14 protein-coding genes and 1 tRNA gene are annotated in these 19864 nt (G+C 74.5%); 12 read left to right on the forward strand and 3 right to left on the reverse strand.

Annotated elements, in window-relative coordinates; genetic code table 11:
* Nucleotides 1–78: 78 nt before the first annotated feature.
* The 5 genes from ACIRBX_RS08580 (at nucleotide 79) to ACIRBX_RS08600 (ending at nucleotide 5475) form a co-directional block, all read left to right on the forward strand.
* Nucleotides 79–1302: a DNA polymerase III subunit delta' gene (locus ACIRBX_RS08580; protein ID WP_402294677.1), complete on the forward strand. Its 1224-nt coding sequence runs from the start codon at nucleotides 79–81 to the stop codon at nucleotides 1300–1302.
* Between the two features lie 352 nt (nucleotides 1303–1654).
* Nucleotides 1655–2725 (forward strand): hypothetical protein, encoded by a 1071-nt coding sequence (locus ACIRBX_RS08585; RefSeq protein WP_402294679.1) that lies wholly within the window; start codon nucleotides 1655–1657, stop codon nucleotides 2723–2725.
* 217 nt (nucleotides 2726–2942) lie between these two features.
* The gene (locus ACIRBX_RS08590; protein ID WP_402294681.1) at nucleotides 2943–4553 is read left to right on the forward strand and encodes an alpha/beta hydrolase; all 1611 of its coding nucleotides are present in this window, start codon (nucleotides 2943–2945) and stop codon (nucleotides 4551–4553) included.
* Nucleotides 4554–4641: 88 nt separating this feature from the next.
* On the forward strand, nucleotides 4642–5304 hold the full coding sequence (gene leuE, locus ACIRBX_RS08595; RefSeq protein ID WP_402294683.1) for a leucine efflux protein LeuE: 663 nt from the start codon (nucleotides 4642–4644) through the stop codon (nucleotides 5302–5304).
* A 97-nt stretch (nucleotides 5305–5401) separates the two neighbouring features.
* Nucleotides 5402–5475: transfer RNA gene (locus ACIRBX_RS08600), tRNA-Thr, on the forward strand.
* A gap of 132 nt (nucleotides 5476–5607) precedes the next feature.
* Here the strand turns inward: ACIRBX_RS08600 and ACIRBX_RS08605 are convergent.
* Nucleotides 5608–5904, reverse strand: a complete 297-nt coding sequence (locus tag ACIRBX_RS08605) for a hypothetical protein (protein ID WP_402294685.1) — start codon at nucleotides 5902–5904, stop codon at nucleotides 5608–5610.
* A gap of 206 nt (nucleotides 5905–6110) precedes the next feature.
* Between ACIRBX_RS08605 and ACIRBX_RS08610 the strand changes: the two genes are divergently transcribed.
* Complete coding sequence (locus ACIRBX_RS08610) at nucleotides 6111–6971, forward strand: hypothetical protein (protein ID WP_402294686.1); 861 nt, start codon at nucleotides 6111–6113, stop codon at nucleotides 6969–6971.
* A 192-nt stretch (nucleotides 6972–7163) separates the two neighbouring features.
* Here ACIRBX_RS08610 and ACIRBX_RS08615 read toward each other — a convergent pair whose 3' ends face one another.
* Nucleotides 7164–8024, reverse strand: coding sequence for an ABC transporter permease (locus tag ACIRBX_RS08615; protein WP_402294688.1), 861 nt, complete (start codon nucleotides 8022–8024; stop codon nucleotides 7164–7166).
* Complete coding sequence (locus tag ACIRBX_RS08620; protein WP_402294690.1) at nucleotides 8021–8962, reverse strand: ABC transporter ATP-binding protein; 942 nt, start codon at nucleotides 8960–8962, stop codon at nucleotides 8021–8023. The genes ACIRBX_RS08615 and ACIRBX_RS08620 overlap by 4 nt, the downstream gene beginning before the upstream one ends.
* Nucleotides 8963–9227: 265 nt before the next feature.
* On the opposite strand from ACIRBX_RS08620, the gene ACIRBX_RS08625 reads away from it, so the two are divergent.
* From ACIRBX_RS08625 to ACIRBX_RS08650, 6 genes are all read left to right on the forward strand, one after another.
* Nucleotides 9228–9392 (forward strand): hypothetical protein, encoded by a 165-nt coding sequence (locus tag ACIRBX_RS08625; RefSeq protein WP_402294692.1) that lies wholly within the window; start codon nucleotides 9228–9230, stop codon nucleotides 9390–9392.
* Between the two features lie 124 nt (nucleotides 9393–9516).
* Nucleotides 9517–10779 (forward strand): cytochrome P450, encoded by a 1263-nt coding sequence (locus ACIRBX_RS08630; RefSeq protein ID WP_402294694.1) that lies wholly within the window; start codon nucleotides 9517–9519, stop codon nucleotides 10777–10779.
* Nucleotides 10776–11708, forward strand: a complete 933-nt coding sequence (locus ACIRBX_RS08635; protein ID WP_402294696.1) for an acetyl-CoA carboxylase biotin carboxyl carrier protein subunit — start codon at nucleotides 10776–10778, stop codon at nucleotides 11706–11708. The genes ACIRBX_RS08630 and ACIRBX_RS08635 overlap by 4 nt, the downstream gene beginning before the upstream one ends.
* On the forward strand, nucleotides 11705–14362 hold the full coding sequence (locus ACIRBX_RS08640; RefSeq protein ID WP_402294698.1) for an ATP-binding cassette domain-containing protein: 2658 nt from the start codon (nucleotides 11705–11707) through the stop codon (nucleotides 14360–14362). Before ACIRBX_RS08635 ends, ACIRBX_RS08640 begins: the two co-directional genes overlap by 4 nt.
* Nucleotides 14359–16524, forward strand: coding sequence for an ATP-binding cassette domain-containing protein (locus ACIRBX_RS08645; protein WP_402294700.1), 2166 nt, complete (start codon nucleotides 14359–14361; stop codon nucleotides 16522–16524). Before ACIRBX_RS08640 ends, ACIRBX_RS08645 begins: the two co-directional genes overlap by 4 nt.
* 1 nt (nucleotide 16525) lies before the next feature.
* Nucleotides 16526–19855 (forward strand): DUF4135 domain-containing protein, encoded by a 3330-nt coding sequence (locus tag ACIRBX_RS08650; protein ID WP_402294701.1) that lies wholly within the window; start codon nucleotides 16526–16528, stop codon nucleotides 19853–19855.
* The last annotated feature ends 9 nt before the right edge of the window (nucleotides 19856–19864 follow it).

A 19864-nucleotide genomic window follows, 5' to 3' on the forward strand; every position in this document is an offset into this window, starting at 1 on the left:
GTCCGGTGCCCCGGGACGGTGGCGGCCCCTGGGTGTCCGCCGTTGCGGCTAGGCTCGGGTGGGACGAGGGAGTGCGGCGTGAGTGTGTGGGACGACCTGGTCGGCCAGGATCGGGTGGTCGAGCAGCTGACGGCGGCGGCCGTGGCGGCGCGGGCGACGGTGGTCGCCGGACGTTCGGGTGACGCCCCGTCAGAGGGCATCCCTGGCGGGAACGCCTCGCTGATGACCCACGCCTGGCTGTTCACCGGTCCTCCGGGAGCCGGGCAGACCACCGCCGCGCGGGCCTTCGCCGCCGCGCTCCAGTGCACCAGCCCCGACCTCGACCTCGGCGGCGTGCCGGGCTGCGGCTTCTGCGACGGCTGTCACACGGTGCTCTCCGGCAGCCATGCCGACGTGAAGTACGTCCGCACCGACGGCCTCTCGATCGGTGTCGGCGACATGCGCGACCTGGTGCTCCGTGCCGCCAGCTACCCGACCGGCGGCCGTTGGTCGGTGATCCTGGTGGACGCCGCGCACCGGCTGACCGAGGCGGCGGCCAACGCGCTGCTCAAGGGTGTGGAGGAGCCTTCCCCGCGCACCGTCTGGCTGCTCTGCGCCCCCTCGGTGCAGGACGTGCTCCCCACCATCCGTTCGCGCTGCCGCCTGCTGGTCCTGCGCACCCCGGCGGCCGAGGCGGTGGCCGACATGCTGGTCCGCCGGGACGGCGTGGCGGCGGAGACCGCGCGGCTGGCCGCGCTCGCCGGGCAGGGCGACATCGAGCGGTCGCGCCGCCTGGCGGTGGACGACCAGGCCCGGGCCCGCCGGTTGGACGTGCTGAAGATCCCACTGGAGGTCGCGGACATCGGCGGCTGCCTGGCCGCCGCCCAGCGTCTGGTGGACACCGCGAAGGCGGACGCCGAGGCACTGGCGGAGACCCAGGACGCCAAGGAGACCGGCGATCTGAGGGCGGCCTACGGGGCGGTCGAGGGCAGCCGCGCGCCGCGTGGCATGGCGGGCGCCGTCAAGGAGCTGGAGAAGCGCCAGAAGAGCCGGGCCACCCGGACCCGGCGGGAGACGCTCGGCGTGGCGCTGCTCGACCTGCTCGGCTTCTACCGGGACGTGCTGGCGATCCAGCTCGGCGCCACCGGTCCGCTCTCCAACGAGGACCAGCGCCCGGCGCTCGGCCGGGTCGCGGGCGCCGGGAGCGCGGAGAACACGCTGCGCCGGATCGAGGCCGTGCTGGCCTGCCGCCGGGCCTTGGACCGGAACGTGGACCCACTGCTGGCGGTCGAGGCGATGACGGTCGCCCTGCGGGCGGGCTGACCGGCCGTCACCCGGGGCGCCTCCGCTGAGCGGCGCCTCCACTGAGCTGCGCCCGCACCGAGCTGCGCCCGCGTGGAGCGGTGGCCGTCCGAGCCCGGGGCCCACGAAACTGCGGGCCACCGAGCCCCGCTCCCGCAGGGCCCCGGCCGCGCCGGGCCCGCCCTCACGGAGCCCCGGCTGCCGCCGTACGGCGGTGGGTTGACGAAACCTCGCCTCCTCCCTTCGAGTGAAACCCGGACCCACCCCGGGAGCCGCGCCGCCGCCCGCCGCTGCGCCCGGCACGCTGTGCACCGAGCCCGCAGTGGCCCGGGCCCGCTCACCCGGGCCGACCGTCCACGAGGTGGTGCGCCGCATGCCCAGACCGTTCCTCGTCGTGCCGCTGGTGGCGGCCCTGGCCGTCGGGTTCCTGCTGGCCCGGGCCGCGCTGGTCCGCTGGCGTGACCTGAAGGCCGCCCAGACCTACGAACTGACCGCCGAGCAACGGCCGTTGCTGGTCAGGGCGGGTGGCGCGGTACTGTGCGGGATGTGCGCGACCGCGCTCACCGTCGCGGTGGTGCTGGACGGCCGGGGGGTGCGTCCCGACCGGGCCGTCACCGTGGTGTCGGTGGAGAAGCCCGCCGCGCCGCCACTGCAGCCCTCGCCTTCCGCGGTCGAACTCCCTCCCGTGGTCACGCAGTTCGACCTGATCGGCAAGCCCGCGGGCGGTGAGCTGATGGAGGGTGCGGTGGCCGGGCCGGACGGCCGTCCCCGGACGGTGCGGGTCTGGCTGCCGGACCGCTACCGGGCCGAGCCGCAGGCCCGCTTCCCGGTGGTCGTGCTGCATGCGGGCACCACCGGCCGGACCGCCGACGCCGAGCTGCCCGACGTCTTCGAGGGCGTCGCGTCCGCCGTGAAGCTCGGCCGCTCCCGCCCGTTCGTCCTGGTCGCCCCGGCGGCTCCGGCCGGTACCGGGCACCCCTGCGAACTGGTCGCCGCCGCCCCGCAGGCTATCGCCGACGACCAGGCGCTGCGGACGGCGGTCGGCGCCGCCTTCCGCACCCTGCCGCCCGGCCCCGGCGGCTGGGGCGTGCTGGGGGTCGAGGGCGGCGCGGCCTGCGCCGCCGCCGCCGGGCTGGCCCGCCCGGACCTGTACGGCGCGGCTGCCGCCGTCTCGGGCCGGTACGACGGAGCGGCGCTGGCCGCGGCTGCGGCGGAGGCGCCGGAGGGCACGGCGGCGAAGCTGCTGCTGGCCGCCGCCAAGGAGGATGTCGAGGGGCTGGGTGCGGCGCGCGGACTGCAGAAGGCGCTGAAGGAGGGTCAGGGCCGGGCGGCCAAGGCCAACGTCCGGCTCTCCGACGTGGTGCGGGACTTCGCGCCCGACCGGGAGCGGTTGCGCCTGGTCCGGGTGGCGGTCCAGTACCTGGCGGAGAACCTGACGCACTGACGGCACCGCCACGTCGGTCGGCGCGGGCAGGTTCCGGGGTCGGTGAGGACCTGACACACCGCCAGCCACCGCACCGGCAGCGCGGCGTGGACGCCGACGCGCACCGGAGGCGGACGGGTGGCGTGCGGAGCGGACCGCGCGCCGGGGCACGGGCGGGTGATCCGCCGAACGCTAGGCTCGGGGCATCCGCCGCCCCCTGCCGAGAGAAGACGTACCGATGCGCGCAGTCCGGCCCGCCCGCCTCGTGCCCGCGCTGCTGGCCGCCGCGCTGCTGGCCGGCGGGTGCAGCTCGGGAGGGTCGTCCGACCGCCCCGCCGCGTCCACCCCGCCCTCCTCGGACGCCGCCGGAGCCTCGGCCGCCTCGGCCGCGCGCGCCTCCGCCACTCCGCTCCTGCCGCTGCCCGCCGAGATCCCGGCCGCGCTCGCGCCGTACTACGCGCAGCAGCTCAGCTGGCGGGCCTGCGACGACGACTTCGAGTGCACCACCTTCAAGGTCCCGCTCGACTACGCGGACCCGGCGGCCGGCGACTTCACCCTGGCCGCCGCCCGCAAGCCCGCCTCCACCCGCACCGGCGGCCGGGCCGAACTGGGCTCCCTGCTGCTCAACCCGGGCGGCCCCGGCTCCTCCGCCGTGGAGTACATGGAGGCGGTGGCCAAGGGCTACGACCCCGAGGTGCGGGCCAAGTACGACCTGGTCGGCCTCGACCCGCGCGGCGTCGGCCGCTCCCAGCCGGTGACCTGCCTGAGCAACGCGCGGATGGACGCGTACACCGCCGTCGACATCACCCCTGACGACCAGTCGGAGATCGACGCCCTGGTCGCCTCCGACAAGGAGTTCGCGGCCGGCTGCGCGAAGAACGCCGGTCAGGTCCTCGGCCACGTCTCCACCGTCGAGTCGGCCCGTGACCTCGAAGTGCTCCGGGCCCTGGTCGGCGACCAGAAGCTCAGCTACCTCGGCAAGTCCTACGGCACCTTCCTCGGCGCCACCTACGCCGGGCTACACCCCACCCGGGTCGGCCGGATGGTGCTGGACGGTGCGATGGACCCGGCGCTCGACGCGGTGGCCGGCAACCGCACCCAGGCGGCCGGCTTCGAGACCGCCTGGTCCGCCTTCGCCGAGGACTGCACCGGGCGCGGGGCGGACTGCCCGCTCGGCGACGACGAACGGAAGGCCGGCGAGCAGCTGCTCGCCCTCTTCAAGCAGCTCGACGCCACCCCGCTGCCCACCGACTCGGCCCGGAAGCTGACGGAGGCCCAGGCCACCACCGGGGTGATCCACGCGATGTACGCCGAGTTCCTCTGGCCCCAGCTGCGCACCGCGTTCGCCTCGGCCAAGGCCGGTGACGGCACCGGCCTGCTGAAGCTCTCCGACCAGTACTACGAGCGCGACGCCGACGGCGGCTACCCCAACCTGATGTACGCCAACATGGCCGTCAACTGCCTCGACCTCCCCGCCCCCTTCACCACCCCCGAGCAGGCCGCCGCAGCCGTCCCCGACTTCGAGCGGGCCTCCGCGCACTTCGGCCGGGACATGGCCTGGATGGCGCTGGCCTGCGCCTACTGGTCGGTCCCGGCCACCGGCGCCCCGCACACCATCGCCGCCGCCGGAGCCGCCCCCATCGTGGTGGTCGGCACCACCCGCGACCCGGCCACCCCCTACGCCTGGGCCCAGTCCCTCGCCGACCAGCTCGACTCCGGCCGCCTGCTCACCTACGACGGCGATGGCCACACCGCCTACGGCCGCCGCAACGCCTGCGTGGACGGCGCGGTCAACCGCTACCTGCTCGGCGGCGAGGCCCCGGCCGACGGCACCCGCTGCGCGAAGTAGCCCACCTCACCCGGAAACGGGCTTCGGCAGCGGGGTGGTCCGTATGTACGATGACCGCCCCTACCCCTGCCCGCCCAAGGAGTGCTCCGTGCTCGGAGTCAACGACCTGGCGACGTACGTCCTCGGCGCCCTGCTCATCGTCCTGCTGCCCGGCCCCAACTCGCTCTACGTGCTCTCCGTCGCCGCCCGCAAGGGCATACGCACCGGCTACCAGGCCGCCGCCGGCGTCTTCCTCGGCGACTTCACCCTGATCAGCCTCACCGCGCTCGGCGCCTCCTCCCTGCTGGAGGCCAACCCCGCGGTCTTCGCCGTGGTGAAGTTCGGCGGCGCCGCGTACCTGCTCTGGATCGGTTTCGGCATGCTCCGGGCCGCGCGCCAGCTCTGGCGCGAACGGCACGCCCTGCCCGCCGCCGAGGCCACCGAGGCGGGCGACGCCCCGGCCGCCGACTCCGAGCGCCCGTTCCGCCGGGCCCTGGTGATCAGCCTGCTCAACCCGAAGGCGATCCTCTTCCTGCTGTCGTTCTTCACGCAGTTCGTGGACCCGTCCTACGGCGCCCCGGTCCTCTCCTTCGCCCTCCTCGGCGGCGTCCTGCAGACCTTCAGCGTCCTCTACCTCTCCGTGCTGATCTTCGCCGGCACCACCCTCGCCGGCGCCTTCCGCCGCCGCAAGCGCCTCTCCGCCACCCTCACCACCGGCGTCGCCGCCCTCTTCGCCGGCTTCGCCGCCAAGCTCGCGGTGTCCTCCGCCTGACGCCGCGCCCGCCGGAAAGCCGGTGCGGACCACCAGTACGCACCGTGTAGACTGGCCCGCGTTGCCGAAGCCGTGTTCGCACGGCCAGGGCAGCGGTGCCGCCTTAGCTCAGTTGGCCAGAGCAACGCACTCGTAATGCGTAGGTCATGGGTTCGAATCCCATAGGCGGCTCCGAATGAAGAGGCCCGGTCAGATGCTCTGGCCGGGCTTCTTGCTGTCCGCGTCCTGCCGATCTGCGAGCGCTGCAGGAAGGCCGTGATCGTCAATGGCCGCTTGCCCGGTGCGTCGGCCCCGCAGTCCTCGCTACCGGCGGACCGCCGGCTTGTGGTGGGGGCGTTGGTTGTAGCCGCGCTCGGGGTCGTTCGCGCCGTGCTCCACGATGAGCTGCTTCTCCATCCGCAACACCTCGCCGATCGGGGCGTCCTCGGACTCCCACAGGATTTCCTTGCGGATGGTGAAGTCTCGCAGCTCTGCGAAGTCGAAGTCGTGGTGCCGCCTTTCCTTGGAAGGGCTTCCGAAGTAGGTCAGCCTGCTGTCCGTGCGATCGGAGCCGATGTAGATCTTCCCGTCGGGGTAAGTGATCTTGTAGACGACGTTCATGGCAGGACGATACGGGGTCGGTCGTGGTCCGCGTCCGGTCGGGTGAGGGGCAGGGGGAGCTCCTTGCGGGTGGCTGGAACTGACGCTGTTTCAGGGTGAGGTTCACCCGTGCGGGCGGCGCCCGTGAGGGGCGGGGGCGGATAGCTTCGTGGGCGAAACGTGGGTGGCGAGCAGCGTTGCCCGCGATGTCTTCGAGGGAGATGCCCGTGCGGATTCCCGCAGTGGTGGCCGCCGTGGTGGTGGCCGCGCTCGTACCGGTCAGTGCGCAGGCGGCGGAGGGGGACGGGCAGCCGTACGCCCGGGACCTGTCGGTCTCGGTGGCGGCGCCGCAGCCGTCGGCGCCGGGTGAGGTGGTGCCGTTCACCGTGGTGGTGTGCAACCAGGGGAGCGAGGACCTCGGCGAGGACGTGGGCGTGGTGGTGAACGGCCCGCCGGACGAGGGGATGGAGCTCACCTCGGAGAGCTGGGGGGTGCAGGACAGCGGGTGGAACTGGATCGGCTTCAGGACGGGTGCGGGGCTGCGGGCGCACGACTGCATCCATCTGAAGCTGCGGGCACGGACCCTGGCCGGGATGGACGGCTCGCGGACCTTCCCCGGCGGGACGGCCCAGGTGTTCTGGGACGCGGACCAGGATCCGTCGGACAATCTGGCCACCTGGACCTCCGAGATCACCGCGCCGGTGACCGGTGCCTTCCTGGCGCTGACGAAGCAGCCGGCGCCGACCGCGCCGGGCGGGACGGCCGAGTTCCAGGTGGAGGAGAGCAACCTCGGGCCGTCGGTGGACTACCCGTGGCGGGGGCGGGTGGTGGCCCAACTGCCGCCCGGGTCCAGCTTCCTGCCCACCCAGGAGCGGGACCAGTGCGAGATCTCGGCGGACGGCACGACCGCGGTCTGCCCCTACGACATCGTCAGCAACACCTGGCGTACCGCCAAGCGCGACTTCGCCGTCCGGGTGGGTGAGCACTGTCCGTCCGGCGGGACGGTGCGGGCGGTGCTGACCTACGAGGCGCCGGCCGACCCGCCGCCGCACGCGTTCGTGCTGAACGTGGACATCCCGGTGCTGTAGCGGAGCGGCGCGGCAGGGCGGGCCCGGGGTGGGCCCGCCCGGTGCGGGGTGGCCTCCGCGCCGGTCGGCTTCGACCCGAGTCGCCCTGAGCTGCCCCGGCGGCCTGAGCCGCCCGGGCCCGGAGACGCCGAAGGCGGGCCCGGACCGAGGTACTGCCTCGGCGGGCTCGCCCAGCGGCATCGTGACGGCGGGTCAGCCGTGGCGCGGCTCCCAGCGGAACAGGCGGCGGCCCAGCACGGCGGCCCCGGCCGTCCAGGCGGCGATGATCAGCAGCGCGGTGGCGGCGTGCTGCCAGCCGTGCACCAGGTCCAGCTCGGGCAGGGCGGCGCTGCTCCAGGACTCGGTGCCGAAGCCCCGGCCGAACCAGGCGGTGCGCAGGGTCTCCACCACCGGGGCCAGCGGGAGGTTGTGGGCGGGGCCCTGGAGCCAGTGCGGCATCGAGCTGAGCGGGGCCACCACGCCGCTGGCGAACATGCAGATCAGCAGGACCGGGGTGGCGATCATCGGGGCGGACTCGGCGCTCGGGGTGATGCCGGAGAGGGCCACCGCCAGGATCGCGAAGAGCAGGAAGCCGCCGGTCAGGGTGAGCAGGAAGAGCAGCGGGTCGGCGGGCAGCGGAGCGCCGAACCAGACCACCGCGGTGCCGCCGAGCACCAGCACCTGGAGCAGCACCACCGCGCCGGCCGCGCCGAACTGCCCGGCGAAGATGGCGGTGGCCGGCACCTCGGTGCCGCGCAGCCGCTTGAGCACCAGGTCGTCGCGGCGGGCCACCACGCCGTTCAGCAGGTTGATGAACGAGGTGACCAGGGTGAAGCCGATGAAGCCGATGGTGCTGTACGCGGCGGCGTTCACCCCGCCGATCTCCTTGTCGCGGAGCGGGGCGGCGATCACCAGGTTGAGCAGCACCGGCAGCAGGAAGCCGATGAAGGTGGAGCGCCGGTTGCGCCAGAAGACCCGCCAGGAGAGCAGGAACTGCCCCCGCGCGTAGGCGGGCCAGCTGAGCTCCTTGCGGGCCGGGACGGACAGGGCGAGGGGGGTGGTCAGGGTGCTCATCGGGTCTCCGCCTTGTCGTGGGCGAGCTGCAGGAAGACGTCCTCCAGGGAGGCGTTGCGGGCCTCGATGCCGTCCAGTTCGACGCCCAGTTCGGCGGCCCAGGAGTGCAGGGCGGCCAGCGCGGGGGCGGTCTTGGCGACGGTGTAGAGCACGGTGCCCTCGTCGAGGGTGGGAGACTCGCCCAGCACGGTGGGGAGTTGGGCGGGCAGGACGCCGGCCGGCAGCGGGAAGGTGACCCGGGTGCCCTGGCCGGAGAGCACCTCGTCCACGGTGCCGACGGCGGCGATCTCGCCCCGGTCCATGATGGCCACCCGGTCGGCCAACTGCTGGGCCTCCTCCAGGTAGTGGGTGGTCAGCAGGACGGTGGTGCCGGCCGCCCGGAGCTCCTGGACCAGCCGCCAGGTGGTGCGCCGGGCCTCCGGGTCCATGCCGGTGGTGGGCTCGTCCAGGAAGAGCAGCTCCGGGGTGTTCAGCACGGCGAGGGCGAGGTCCAGCCGACGCCGTTCCCCGCCGGAGAGTTGGGCCACCCGGGTGCCCGCGCGCTCGGTGAGGGCGACCCGGTCGAGCACCTCGGCGGTGGGCCGGGCCCCGGAGATGAAGGTGCGCCAGGAGTCCACCGTCTCCTTGACGGTCAACTCCTTGAAGAAGCCGCCCTCCTGGAGCATCACACCGGTCCGCCTGCGGACCTGCGCGCCCTGGGCGACGGGGTCGAGGCCGAACACCCGGACGGTGCCGGAGCTCGGCGGGCGGTACCCCTCCAGGACCTCCATGGTGGTGGTCTTGCCGGCTCCGTTGGTCCCCAGCAGGGCGAACAGCTCGCCCCGCGCGACCGTGAAGGAGATGCCCCGGACGGCTTCGTAGTCGCCGTAGCTGATCCGCAGACCGTGGACCTCCACGGCCGCCTCCCCGGGAATTCCCGGGCCTGTGGTGAGTGTCATGGGACATAGGGTGGCCCTGGCTTCCCCTATAAGGCAAGTGCACGACATAACTGCAGGTCAGAGGGTATGCAAAATGTCATGGGTGCAGGTGTGGCATTTTCGACGGATGGGTTTTTGACATTCCCTACTGATGTTCGAGCAGGCCCCGGGTGCATAGTTTCCTCATCGCCGAGAACGAGCCGGAGAAAAAGACCGGAAAGCGAATCGGCGGAGAAGGTGACCAGCCCCGCCGGGGCGGGCACCGAAACCCAAGAGGGAGCTCATCATGGCTGAGAACACCACCCCCGCGAACGACCAGTTCGACATCGAGATCGAGGAGCTGGACAGCGTCAACGCCGGCGTCTCCGTCTCCTCCCTGGCCTGCGCCGCCTGCCCGGTCTCGAGCTTCAGCTCGGTGTCGAACGCCGCGGCCGAGGTCGCTGCCGAGTAATGCGGGAACCGTGCCGCGGTGAGTCCGCCTTCGGGCGGGGTCACCGCGGCACCCTCGTCTTCCCCATCATTCCACCACCGCAAGCGAATTGACCGACATTCAGCAGCGAAGGAGAAGCCGGGTCATGGAGAACCTCCGGCACGAGCTGACGCGGTTCATCCAGGACCCCGCCGCTCAGCAGGACCCGCCCGCGCTCTACCGCCGACTGCTGGCCGAGGCGCCGGTGCTGGACCTCGGACGGGTGCACGTGGTCTCGGGCTACCAGGAGATCGTCACCGTCCTGACGAACCCCGGGACGGCCGTCGATCCGACCACCGTCGGTCTGCCCAGCGCCGGTTCGACCGCCCTGGCGCGGATCGTGAACCGGATGCTCCCGATGCGCGACGGCGCCGACCACACCCGGTTGAAGCGCCTCGCCACCACCGCCTTCAGCGCCCGCCGCCTGGAGCAGATGCGCGCCCGGATCGAGGCGACCACCGCCCGGATGATCGAACCCCTGATCGCCGCAGGCGAGTTCGACGTGGTCGCGGACCTCGCGGTGCCGCTGCCGGTCGCCGTCTCCTGCGCCATCCTGGACATCCCGGACTCCGAGCAGGACCGGGTGGTCGGCTGGGCCGGCCTGGTGGCCCGCTCGCTGCTGGACGACTTCGGCGGCGGCACGGACACCACCGCCGACGCCGCGAGGATCGCCGAACTCGACGCGGAGTTCGAGGAGTTCCGCGCCTACGTCGAGGAGCTGTGCGCCGCGCGCGCAGCCGCTCCCGGCGACGACCTGATCAGCCGGCTCACCGTCGCGCGCGCCGAGGGCCGGCTCGACGACGAGGACCTGCTCGCCTTCGTGGTGATGCTGCTCGCCAACGGACTGGAGACGCTCACCTCCGGACTGGCCCTGGCCGTCTGGCAGTTGCTGAACTCCCCGGACCTCGCCGAACTGATCCGGAACCGGCCCGAGCGGGCCGAAGCGGTGTTCGACGAGGCCCAGCGGCTGGGCAGTCCGGTGCGCGCCAGCGCCCGCGCCCTCACCCGGGACGTCGTCCTCGGCGACACCGTGATCCCGGCCGGCCGGGTCGCCCTGATGCTCTACGCGGCGGCCAACCGGGACCCGCGCCGCTTCGCCGACCCCGACACCTTCGACCCGGACCGGGCCGAGACCCGCCATCTGGCCTTCGGCCACGGTCCGCACCACTGCCTGGGCGCACCGCTCTCCCTGATGGCCGGGGCCGCCGTGCTGCGCGGCCTGGCCGAGGCCGGCCGCACCCGCGCGCTGAGCACTCCGCTGACCGAGCGGACGGTGCGCTGGAGCACCCAGTTCGTCTTCGGCGGGATGCGTGAACTCCCGCTGCAGTGCCCGCCGGTGGCGCAGCTGGTGGGGGTGGGACAGGCATGAGCCTCACCGCAGCCGAACGGACCTCGGAGACCGGGGCCGACGCCATCCGCACGACCGACGCCGACGCCGAGACCGGTACCGACGCCACGACCAAGACCAAGACCGAAGCCGAAGCCGGGACCGAGACCGACGCCAGGACCGAGACCAAGGGCGGGAGCACGTCCGGCGCACAGAGCACCGCCGTGGCGGCTGCCCGGGCGGCCGCCGTCCTCGAACCCGGGCTGGACCGCCCGGTGGGCCTGGTCGGTGCCCGGCTCCGGGCCGCTGCGGCTGCGCTGCTGCTGGTGGTCGGGGCCGGTGGGGGCTGGCTGGCCTTCGGCACACTCCCGCACACCCTTCCGCTCCCGGCGGTGCTCGCGCACGGCGCCGCCCCGGAGACCGTCCGGGCCGACCGCCCGGGTGCACTGCTCGCCTACCGGGTGAGCCCCGGTGCCGCCGTGACCGAGGGCCAGACCATCGCCGTGCTCAGGACGGCGGCGGGCGAGGAGCTCACCGTCCCGGCTCCGCAGGCCGGGACCGTCACCGCGCTGCTGGCCGCTCCCGGCGCCACGATCGCACCGGGCGCCGCGCTGGCCGCCCTGGACGCGGCCGGACTCCCGGACACCGTACGGCTGTTCGCGACCTCGCTGGAGGACGCCGGACACCTGGTGCCCGGCCGGACGGTGCTGGTGCCGGTGCCCGGCGCGGGCACCGTCCAGGCCACCATCACCGCGGTCGATCCGCTGCCGGTCCGGGCCGACTCGTTGGACGGGACCTTCCCCGTCCCGCTGCCGGGCGTACCCACGGGTGCGGCCCCGGTCTGGACGGCCCGCGCCGAACTCCCCTACTCGGTGAGCCAGTTGCGTGGCCCGGTGCCGCTGACGGTGGCGGTGGACCTGGGAGCCAGGCATCCGTACCAGGCCGTCTTCGGGACGGGAGCCGGCCGATGAGCCTCGACGTCCGGCAGACGGCGGCGGCGCCCCCGACCGACGCGCCCTCAGCGGACGCGCCTTCAGCGGACGCGCCTTCAGCGGACGCACCCTCGACGGCCGGCCGCCCGAAGGCCCCCGAGCAGTCGGTGAAGGCCGAGGAGCAGCCGGCTCCCCAGCACACCGAGCCCGCCGAGTCGTCCAAGCCCGCCAAGCCGGCCAGGACCCGCAAGCCGCGCCGCCACCTCCGCACCCCCGTGGTGCCGCAGATGGAGGAGCAGGACTGCGGCGCCGCCTGCCTGGCCGTGGTGCTGGGTGCGCTCGGCCGCCGGGTGACCCTTCAGGAGGCGTCCCGGTCCTGCGGGGTGAGCCGGGACGGTGTCAGTGCCGCTGCGGTCGCCCGGGCGGCCGGCCGGTACGGCGTGCTCGCCAAGGGCCGCCGGATCGTCCGCACCGAGGAGAGGCTCCAGGGGCTGGACTCCGTCCAGGTGCCGTCGATGGTCCTGGTCACCGGCCCGCACTTCGCCGTCTTCGAGGGCATCAAGCGCGGCCGGGTGTACGTCAACGACCCCTCCATGGGCTCCTATTCGGCCACCCCGGCCGAGTTCTGGGACTCGTTCTCCGGCATCGCGGTCGGCTTCGAGCCCGGCCCGGACTTCGAGCCCGGTGGGCAGCGCTTCCCGCTGCTGCGGGCGCTGGGCGGCCGGATGCGGGCGTTCGCCGCTCCGCTGCTGCTGGCGGTGCTGCTCTCGGTCGCGCTGGCGGTGCCGGGGGTGGTCGCGGCCTTCCTGCTGCGGGCCTACCTGCGCTCGGTGGTGCTGGGGGGCATGGTCTCCTGGGCGCTGCCACTGGCGCTCGCCTCGGCGGCCGTGGCCGGCACCGTGGTGCTCGGCAGCTGGCTGCAACAGACACTGGTCAACCGGGTATTGGAGTCGATGGCGGCCCGCTCCTCGGCGGGCTTCCTCTGGCGGCTGATCCGGCTGCCCGGCTCGTTCTTCCACCGTCGGCAGCTGGGCGGCCTGGTCACCCGGGTGCAGATGAACGACGGTCTGGCGATGCTGCTCTCCCACCGGGTCGCCTCGGCCTCGGCCCAACTGACCGCCGCCGCCGTCCACCTGGGCGCGCTGGCCTGGCTGGAGCCCCGGCTGGCGGTGGTGCCGGTGCTGGTCGCGGTGCTGGACGTGCTGGCCCTGCGGGTCGCCGACCGGCGGCGCGGCGGGCTGGTGCACCGGTTGCACGCCGAGCAGCACAAGCGGGACGGGGTGGCCTTCGCCGGTGTCTCGGCGATCGAGACGCTGAAGGCGGAGGGCGCCGAGGACTCGTTCTTCCGCTCCTGGGCGGGCTGGCAGGCGCGGGCGATGGAGACCGGTCAGAAGGTCACCGCCGCCGTGATCGTGCCGCTCTCGCTGCCCGGCGCGTTCAACGCGGCGGCCACCGCGACCGTGGTGGTGGCCGGCACCTCGATGCTGATCGGCGGCTCGCTGTCGATCGGCACCCTGCTGGCCTTCCTGCTGCTGCTCAACGGATTCCTCGGCCCGGTCGGCCAGTTGGTCGGCGCCGCCTCCGAGCTCACCATGGCCCGGGCGCAGAACGCGCTGCTGGAGGACGTGGAGAGCAGCGAGCCCGACCCGTACCTGACCCCGGTGCTGGACGCTCCGGCCGAGCCCGGCCCGCGCCTCAGCGGTGCACTGGAGCTGCGTGACCTCGAGTTCGGCTACGACCCGAACCGCCCGCCCACCCTGACCGGCATCTCGCTGACCATCCGCCCGGGGGAGTGGGTCGCGGTGGTCGGCGGCAGCGGCAGCGGCAAGTCCACGGTGGCCCGACTGGCCGCCGGGGTGCTGCGGCCGTGGTCCGGCCAGGTGCTGCTGGACGGCCGGCCCCGGGACGACTGGCACCGTGCCGTGGTCACGGCCCAGGTCGCTTACGTGGAGCAGCAGTTGCGGCTCTTCGAGGGCACCGTCCGGGAGAACCTGACGCTCTGGAACCCGGCCGCCGACGAGGACGCCCTGCACCGCGCGCTGGCCGACGCCGAGGTCGCCGAGCTGGTCGCCCGGCGCGGCGGCCTGGACGCCGGACGGATCGACGAGGACGCCCGGAACCTCTCCGGAGGTGAGCGCCAGCGGCTGGAACTGGCCCGCGCGCTCGCCCTGGATCCGGCCCTGCTGGTGCTGGACGAGGCCACCTCCGCGCTGGACGCGCACACCGAGGCGGCCGTCAACGAGCACCTCCGGCGGCGCGGGACCACCTGCCTGGTGCTGGCGCACCGCCTGAGCACCATTCAGGCCGCCGACCGGGTGGTGGTGCTGGCCGGCGGACGGATCGTCCAGCAGGGCACCCCCGCCGAGCTCGCCACCGTCCCCGGCCCCTACCAGGACTTGCTCACCGAGAAGGCCCGGCAGACCGGGACCCATGAGCCCTCCGCAGCGAGCCCGCCCACCCAGAAGGCCCGGCGCACCGGGACCCCTGAGCCCTCCGCAGCGACGCCGCTCACCGAAATGGCCCGGCAGACCGGGACCCATGAGCCCTCCGCAGCGAGCCCGCCCACCCAGAAGGCCCGGCGCACCGGGACCCGCGGGCGCTCCGTGACCAACCCGCCCACCCAGCAGGCCCGGCAGACCGGGACCCGGGGGCGACCCACCGGATCCGACACCCCGAAGGAGGAGAAGTCATGACCGCCACGGCCACCGCCGAAGCCAACCGGGCCGCGCTCGCCGCGACCATCGGCGTGCTGCACCCCGGCCGTGGCGGACGACCGAACCACCGACAGGCCGTCACCACCCACCCGGCCGAGCAGGCGCACGCCGTGCTCGTCGCGCTCGGGGCGCTCCCCGCAGACGCCGAACTCCCTTCCGCCGTGCGGAACTCCCGTGACCCGCTGACCGCTCTGCTGCGGTCGGCCGGGCTGCGGTACCGCCCGGTGACCCTGCCGACCGGCCCGGACGGCCACGGCGAGCCGGCCGGTACGGCCGGTCCGATGGTGGGCTTCGCGGCCGAGGACGGCCGCCCGGTCGCCCTGGTGCCGCGCCCGGCGGGTGGCCACCGCCGCATCGACCCGACCGGGGCGCCGGCCCCGGTCGCGCTGCAGGCCGGAGCGCTGCTGCTCTACCTGCCGCTGCCCGCAGGCGAGTTGGGTCCGGCGGACCTGGCCCGCTTCGTCCTGCGGGTGCCCGGTGCCCGCCGCGACCTGGCCCGGCTGACCGCAGCCGGTCTGGGGGCGGCACTGCTCGGGCTGATCGTGCCGCTGAGCGCCGGTGTGCTGATGCCGGAGCTGATGGCGGCCGACCGGCATCCGGTCCGCTGGCTGGCCCTGCTGCTGGGGTCGGCCGTGCTGGCGGCCTGGCTGCTGGTGATCGTCCGGAACACCGCCGCCGTGCGGTTGACCGGGCGGGTGCAGAGCGCGTTGGAACCGGCCGTCTGGGACCGTCTGCTCGGTCACGACGCCCGGTTCTTCCGCGACTTCAGCACCGGAGACCTGGTCCACCGTGCCAATGCGGTGGCCCAGGCCCGGGCCGCGCTGTCCGAAGTCCTGGTCAGTGCGGTCCTGGGGGCGGTGTTCGCCACCTCGGGGCTCACGGTCCTGATGGTGGTGGACGCCTGGCTCGGCGGGCTGCTGCTGCTCGCCGTCCTGGCGGTGACCGGGCTGCTGCTGGTGCTCGGTCGCCGCCGCCAACGCCACGAGAGTGCGGTCTTCGAACTGCACGGGAAGCTGAACGGCGTGCTCTACGGCCTGCTGCTCGGCATCGACAAGATCCAGACCGCCGGCCGGGAGATCCAGGCATTCGCCCGCTGGGCGGTGCCGTTCGCGGCGCAGAAGCGGGCCGACGCGGCAGCCCAACGGGCCGACGCGGCGGCCTCCGCACTCACCTCGGGGCTCCAACCCCTGCTGCTGGCCGTCCTGTTGGCCGGTGCCACGCTCGACGGCGGCACACTGTCCGGCCATCTGATGGCGGCCGGTGTGGCAGCCGGACAGGTGGCCGCCGCGCTCGGCCAGGTCACCCATGCGGCGGCCAGTGCCTACGGCATCTCCCCGGTGCTGGACCGGCTCCGGCCGATCCTGTCCGAGGTCCAGGTGACCGACCGGACCGGGGAGCTGACCGATCCCGGGGAGCTGCGCGGCGCGGTGGAGCTGGACCGGGTGACCTTCCGCTACCCCGGCACCGCCGCACCGGTGGTGCACGAGCTCTCGCTCCGGGCCGAGCCCGGCGAGCTGGTCGCGGTGGTCGGCCCGTCCGGGGCCGGCAAGTCCACCCTGATCCGGCTGCTGCTCGGCTTCGAGACGCCCGAGTCCGGCGCCGTCCGCTACGACGGCAAGGACCTGGCCGGGCTGGACGCCCGGCTGGTCCGCCGGCGGCTCGGCGTGGTGCTCCAGCACGGCCGGATGCTGCGCGGCTCGCTGCTGGAGAACCTGGCCGGCAACGACCCCGACGTGACCGAGGACCGGATCTGGGAGGCGGCCGAACTGGCCGGCATCGCGGAGGAGTTGCGTGCCCTGCCGATGGGGCTCGGCACCCGGGTCGGTGAGGACGCCCAGGGCTTCTCCGGGGGCCAGGTGCAGCGCCTGCTGCTGGCCCGCGCACTGGTCCGGCGGCCCGCCGTCCTGCTGCTGGACGAGGCCACCTCCGCGCTGGACAACGCGACCCAGCTGCGGGTCGCCGAGGCCGTCGCGGGCCTGGACCGCACCCGGGTGGTGATCGCCCACCGGCTCAGCACCATCCGCACCGCCGACCGGATCCACGTGCTCTCCGGCGGCCGGCTCACGGCCTCCGGCACCTACGACGAACTACTAGGCCACGACCCGCTGTTCACCCGACTCGCCCGACTCCAGGAGATGTGAGATGCCGCTCGACCTGCAGACCTGGCTCCCCGTCGACGGTGCCTCCGCCCCGACCACCGACGCCGCCACCCCCTCCGATACCGACCACTCCACCGAGCCCGGCCAGGGCCGGCTGCTGCCGGGCGCGGCCCGGGGCGACGAACGGCTGCGCGCCGTGGTCGCCGCCGCCGCCTCGTTCACCGAGCGGGCCGAGGCCCGGACGGACGGCTCCGCCTTCTTCGCCCCGGACCCGGACGAGGACCGCCGGGGCCGCAGCGCCACCGTCGACACCTGGCTGCGCCGGGCGGCCGGCGAGCGCGGCGGCGCGGGCGCCCTGCTGGACCACCTGGCGGCGACCGGCCGCCCGCTCGGCGACGGTCTGCGCCCGGTGGTGCTGGCCGACCCGGAGCGGCTGCCGGACTGGGCCCTCGCCCTGGCCGTCTTCCTGCGCACCCTCCCGGCCACCCCGGGCCCGGAGACCTCCGCACCCGGCGCGCTGAGCGCCGCCTTCGGCCGGGCCGCGGGCGAGCTGCTGCCCCGCTCGGACGGTGGCATCCTCGGCGTCCCGGTCACCGACGAGGCGTTCGCCGACCTGGCCGGCTCGCTCACCGGCCGGCTGGTCGAGGCGTGCAACCTCGCGCTCTGCCACGAGCTGCAGACCACCACCGGCCGGCCGCGCGCCACCGACTGGGACGCCTCCGGCGGCCTGGACACCTCGCAGGAGGGCTGGCTGGCCCGGCTGGAGCGGCTGCCCGGTCTGGCCTACCTGGTCGGCACCGCCTGCCGTCAGTGGCAGCACGTGCAGACCGAGATGTTCGCCCGGCTGGCCGCCGACCGCGAGCTGCTGGTCGAGCGGATGTGGGGCGGCGAGGACCCGGGCGCGCTGAGCCGGCTGCGCGGCGAGGCCGGTGACCGGCACGCCGGCGGCCGGTCGGTCGCGCTGCTGCACTTCGAGGGTGACCGGGCCGTGGTCTACAAGCCGAAGGACATGCGGCACGTCTCCGCCTACCTGGAGGTCTCCGCCCGGCTGAACCGGGAGCTCTCGCTCGACCTCCCGCTGCGCACCGTGCTGATCCGCAGTGACCGGGGGGACGACGGCCACGCCGCCTCGCTGGCCACCGACTGCGAGAGCGACTACGGCTGGGAGCAGCTGATCCCGCACGGCCCGGTCGCCGACGAGGGCGGCTTCGCCCGCTTCTACCGGCGGCTCGGCATGACGATCCGTCTGGTGCAGCTGCTGGAGGGTCGCGACCTGTGGGCCGACAACCTGCTGGCCGACGGCGAGTACCCGACGATGATCGACCTGGAGTGCGTGCTCTACCCGAGGGTGCAGACCCCGCCGAGCATCAGCGCCGAGCAGCACGGCCTGCTGGACGCCCTGGAGTCCACCGTGGTGCGCACCGCGATGGCCTTCCAGCCGTGGACCCCGGCCAAGTTCGGCGCCACCCTGGACATCGGCTGCCTGTCCCGGATCGGCAGCCTGGAGATCACCCCCGGGGTGCCGGCCCTGCCGCTGCCGCCGTACCGCCCGGTCCGGCTGGACGAGAGCGGTGAGACCGTCACCGCCGACCCGTGGCAGTACACCGAGGAACTCACCGAGGGCTACCGCGAGATGCACCGGGCGCTGGTCGCGCTGAGCGGTGAACTGGCGGACCCGGAGGGCCCGTTGGCCGGATTCCGGGGAGTCTGGGTGCGCTACATCTGGCGGCACACCTGGGACGGCTACAAGATCATCCGAGCCTCCACCAGCCCGCTCGCGCTGGACAGCGGCGCCACCCGCGAGACGGTGATCGCCGGTGCCCTGCAGGGGGCCATCACCGCGCTGGCCGGCGATCCGGGCCGGGGCGACCTGCTGGAGGTGGTGCTGGCCGAGCTGGACTCCTTCCGCCAGCTCGACATCCCGTTCTTCCGCTCGCTCACCACCTCCTCGTCCGCCTTCACCGCCGACGGCCGGGAGATCCCGGGCCACTTCCGCTCGACCGGCTGGCAGCGCCTCCAGGACCGGATCGCCGAGCTGGACGGCTTCGACCTGGACGCCCACCTCGCGGTGCTCACCGGCTGCGTGGACGCCGCGCGGTCCGGCGCCGAGCTGCCGGTGCCCGCCGTCCCGCCGACCGTGCGGGCCCGCATCCCGGGGAACACCGAACTGCTCGACCACGCCGTCGAGATCGGTGACCGGCTGCTCGCCGACCGGCACGGCAACGGCTGGCTCGGCCTGAGCTGGTACCCCGGCAGCGGCCTGCGCCAGGTCGAGGTGCTCGGCCTGGACCTGGTCAGCGGCACCTCCGGGCTGGGCGTGCTGTTCGCCGAGCTCTGGGCCGCCACCGGCGAGCCGCGCTTCCACCGGGCCGCCCACCACACCATGACCGCTGCGGCCCGGCTGATCGACCCGAAGGCTCCGCAGGCCTTCGCCTTCGCCTCCGACGGCCGGCTGGCCGGCGGCGCCCCGGTGCCCGGTGGCCTCTCCGGCCCCGGCGCGCTGATCCACGCGCTGGCCCGGGTCGGCACCCTGATCGGCGAACCCGAACTGGTCGCCTCCGCGCAGGCGTTGGTGCCCGGCGCGGTCGGCGTGGCGTTCCCGACGGCGGCCCGGCCCGGCCGTCCGGTGCGCACCCCGCACCCGGACGCGCCGCTCGGCAGCGCCGGTCTGCTGCTCAACCTGCTCCGGCTGCGCCGGGTCACCGGCCCCGGCCACGCGCCGACCGACGACGGCATCCGCAGGCTGGCCGCCGCCGCGCTGGAGCACCTGGCCGCCGAGCCCGCCGAGGGCGCGGAGGCGGAGGCCGACAACGGCTTCCTCGACCTGGTGCCGGCCGGCCCCGACTCGGTCGCCGCCGCCCTGGCCCGCACCGTGGCCGAGGCCCCCGGCCTGCTGGCCAACGCCGAGGCGGTCCGCGAGCGGCTGCGCGGCCACCGCTTCGCCACCGCCACCCGGGCCGGTCGTCTGGCCTGCCTGGACACCGCCGTGGCGCTGGGCTCCGGCATCGTCGACCCGGCCGAACTCTCCGCCCTCACCCCGCCGGTGAGTGCCCGGCAGATCGCCGACCGGTCCACCCGCGACCTGGTCGCCACCGCCGGCGAGGCGCTCAGCGCCGCCGAGGCCGGTCTGCTGCACACCGTCCCGGACACCCAGGACTCGCTGCTCCCCGGCCCGTTCTACGACGGCCGGGAGGCCGCCGCCCTGCTGGTCGGCGAGCTGATCGCACGGCGCGAGGCCACCGGCGACTGGTACCCGGACCGGGCCGCCGCCGACCGGATCAACCTCAGCGCGCTGGACGGCTCGGCCGCCGTCGCCCTGCTGCTGCTCCGCCTGCTCGACCCGGCCACCGCCCCGCTCGCCACCCTCCGCTGACCACGCCCG

Origin of the sequence: Kitasatospora sp. NPDC096147 (assembly GCF_044763225.1) — a bacterium.
Classification (GTDB): domain Bacteria; phylum Actinomycetota; class Actinomycetes; order Streptomycetales; family Streptomycetaceae; genus Kitasatospora.

Coding starts and splice junctions, on each gene's coding strand:
- ACIRBX_RS08585 (WP_402294679.1), top strand. CDS start 1,655: ATGCCCAGACCGTTCCTCGTCGTGCCGCTGGTGGCGGCCCTGGCCGTC.
- ACIRBX_RS08590 (WP_402294681.1), top strand. CDS start 2,943: ATGCGCGCAGTCCGGCCCGCCCGCCTCGTGCCCGCGCTGCTGGCCGCC.
- ACIRBX_RS08605 (WP_402294685.1), bottom strand. CDS start 5,904: ATGAACGTCGTCTACAAGATCACTTACCCCGACGGGAAGATCTACATC.
- ACIRBX_RS08615 (WP_402294688.1), bottom strand. CDS start 8,024: ATGAGCACCCTGACCACCCCCCTCGCCCTGTCCGTCCCGGCCCGCAAG.
- ACIRBX_RS08620 (WP_402294690.1), bottom strand. CDS start 8,962: ATGACACTCACCACAGGCCCGGGAATTCCCGGGGAGGCGGCCGTGGAG.
- ACIRBX_RS08625 (WP_402294692.1), top strand. CDS start 9,228: ATGGCTGAGAACACCACCCCCGCGAACGACCAGTTCGACATCGAGATC.
- ACIRBX_RS08630 (WP_402294694.1), top strand. CDS start 9,517: ATGGAGAACCTCCGGCACGAGCTGACGCGGTTCATCCAGGACCCCGCC.
- ACIRBX_RS08635 (WP_402294696.1), top strand. CDS start 10,776: ATGAGCCTCACCGCAGCCGAACGGACCTCGGAGACCGGGGCCGACGCC.
- ACIRBX_RS08640 (WP_402294698.1), top strand. CDS start 11,705: ATGAGCCTCGACGTCCGGCAGACGGCGGCGGCGCCCCCGACCGACGCG.
- ACIRBX_RS08645 (WP_402294700.1), top strand. CDS start 14,359: ATGACCGCCACGGCCACCGCCGAAGCCAACCGGGCCGCGCTCGCCGCG.
- ACIRBX_RS08650 (WP_402294701.1), top strand. CDS start 16,526: ATGCCGCTCGACCTGCAGACCTGGCTCCCCGTCGACGGTGCCTCCGCC.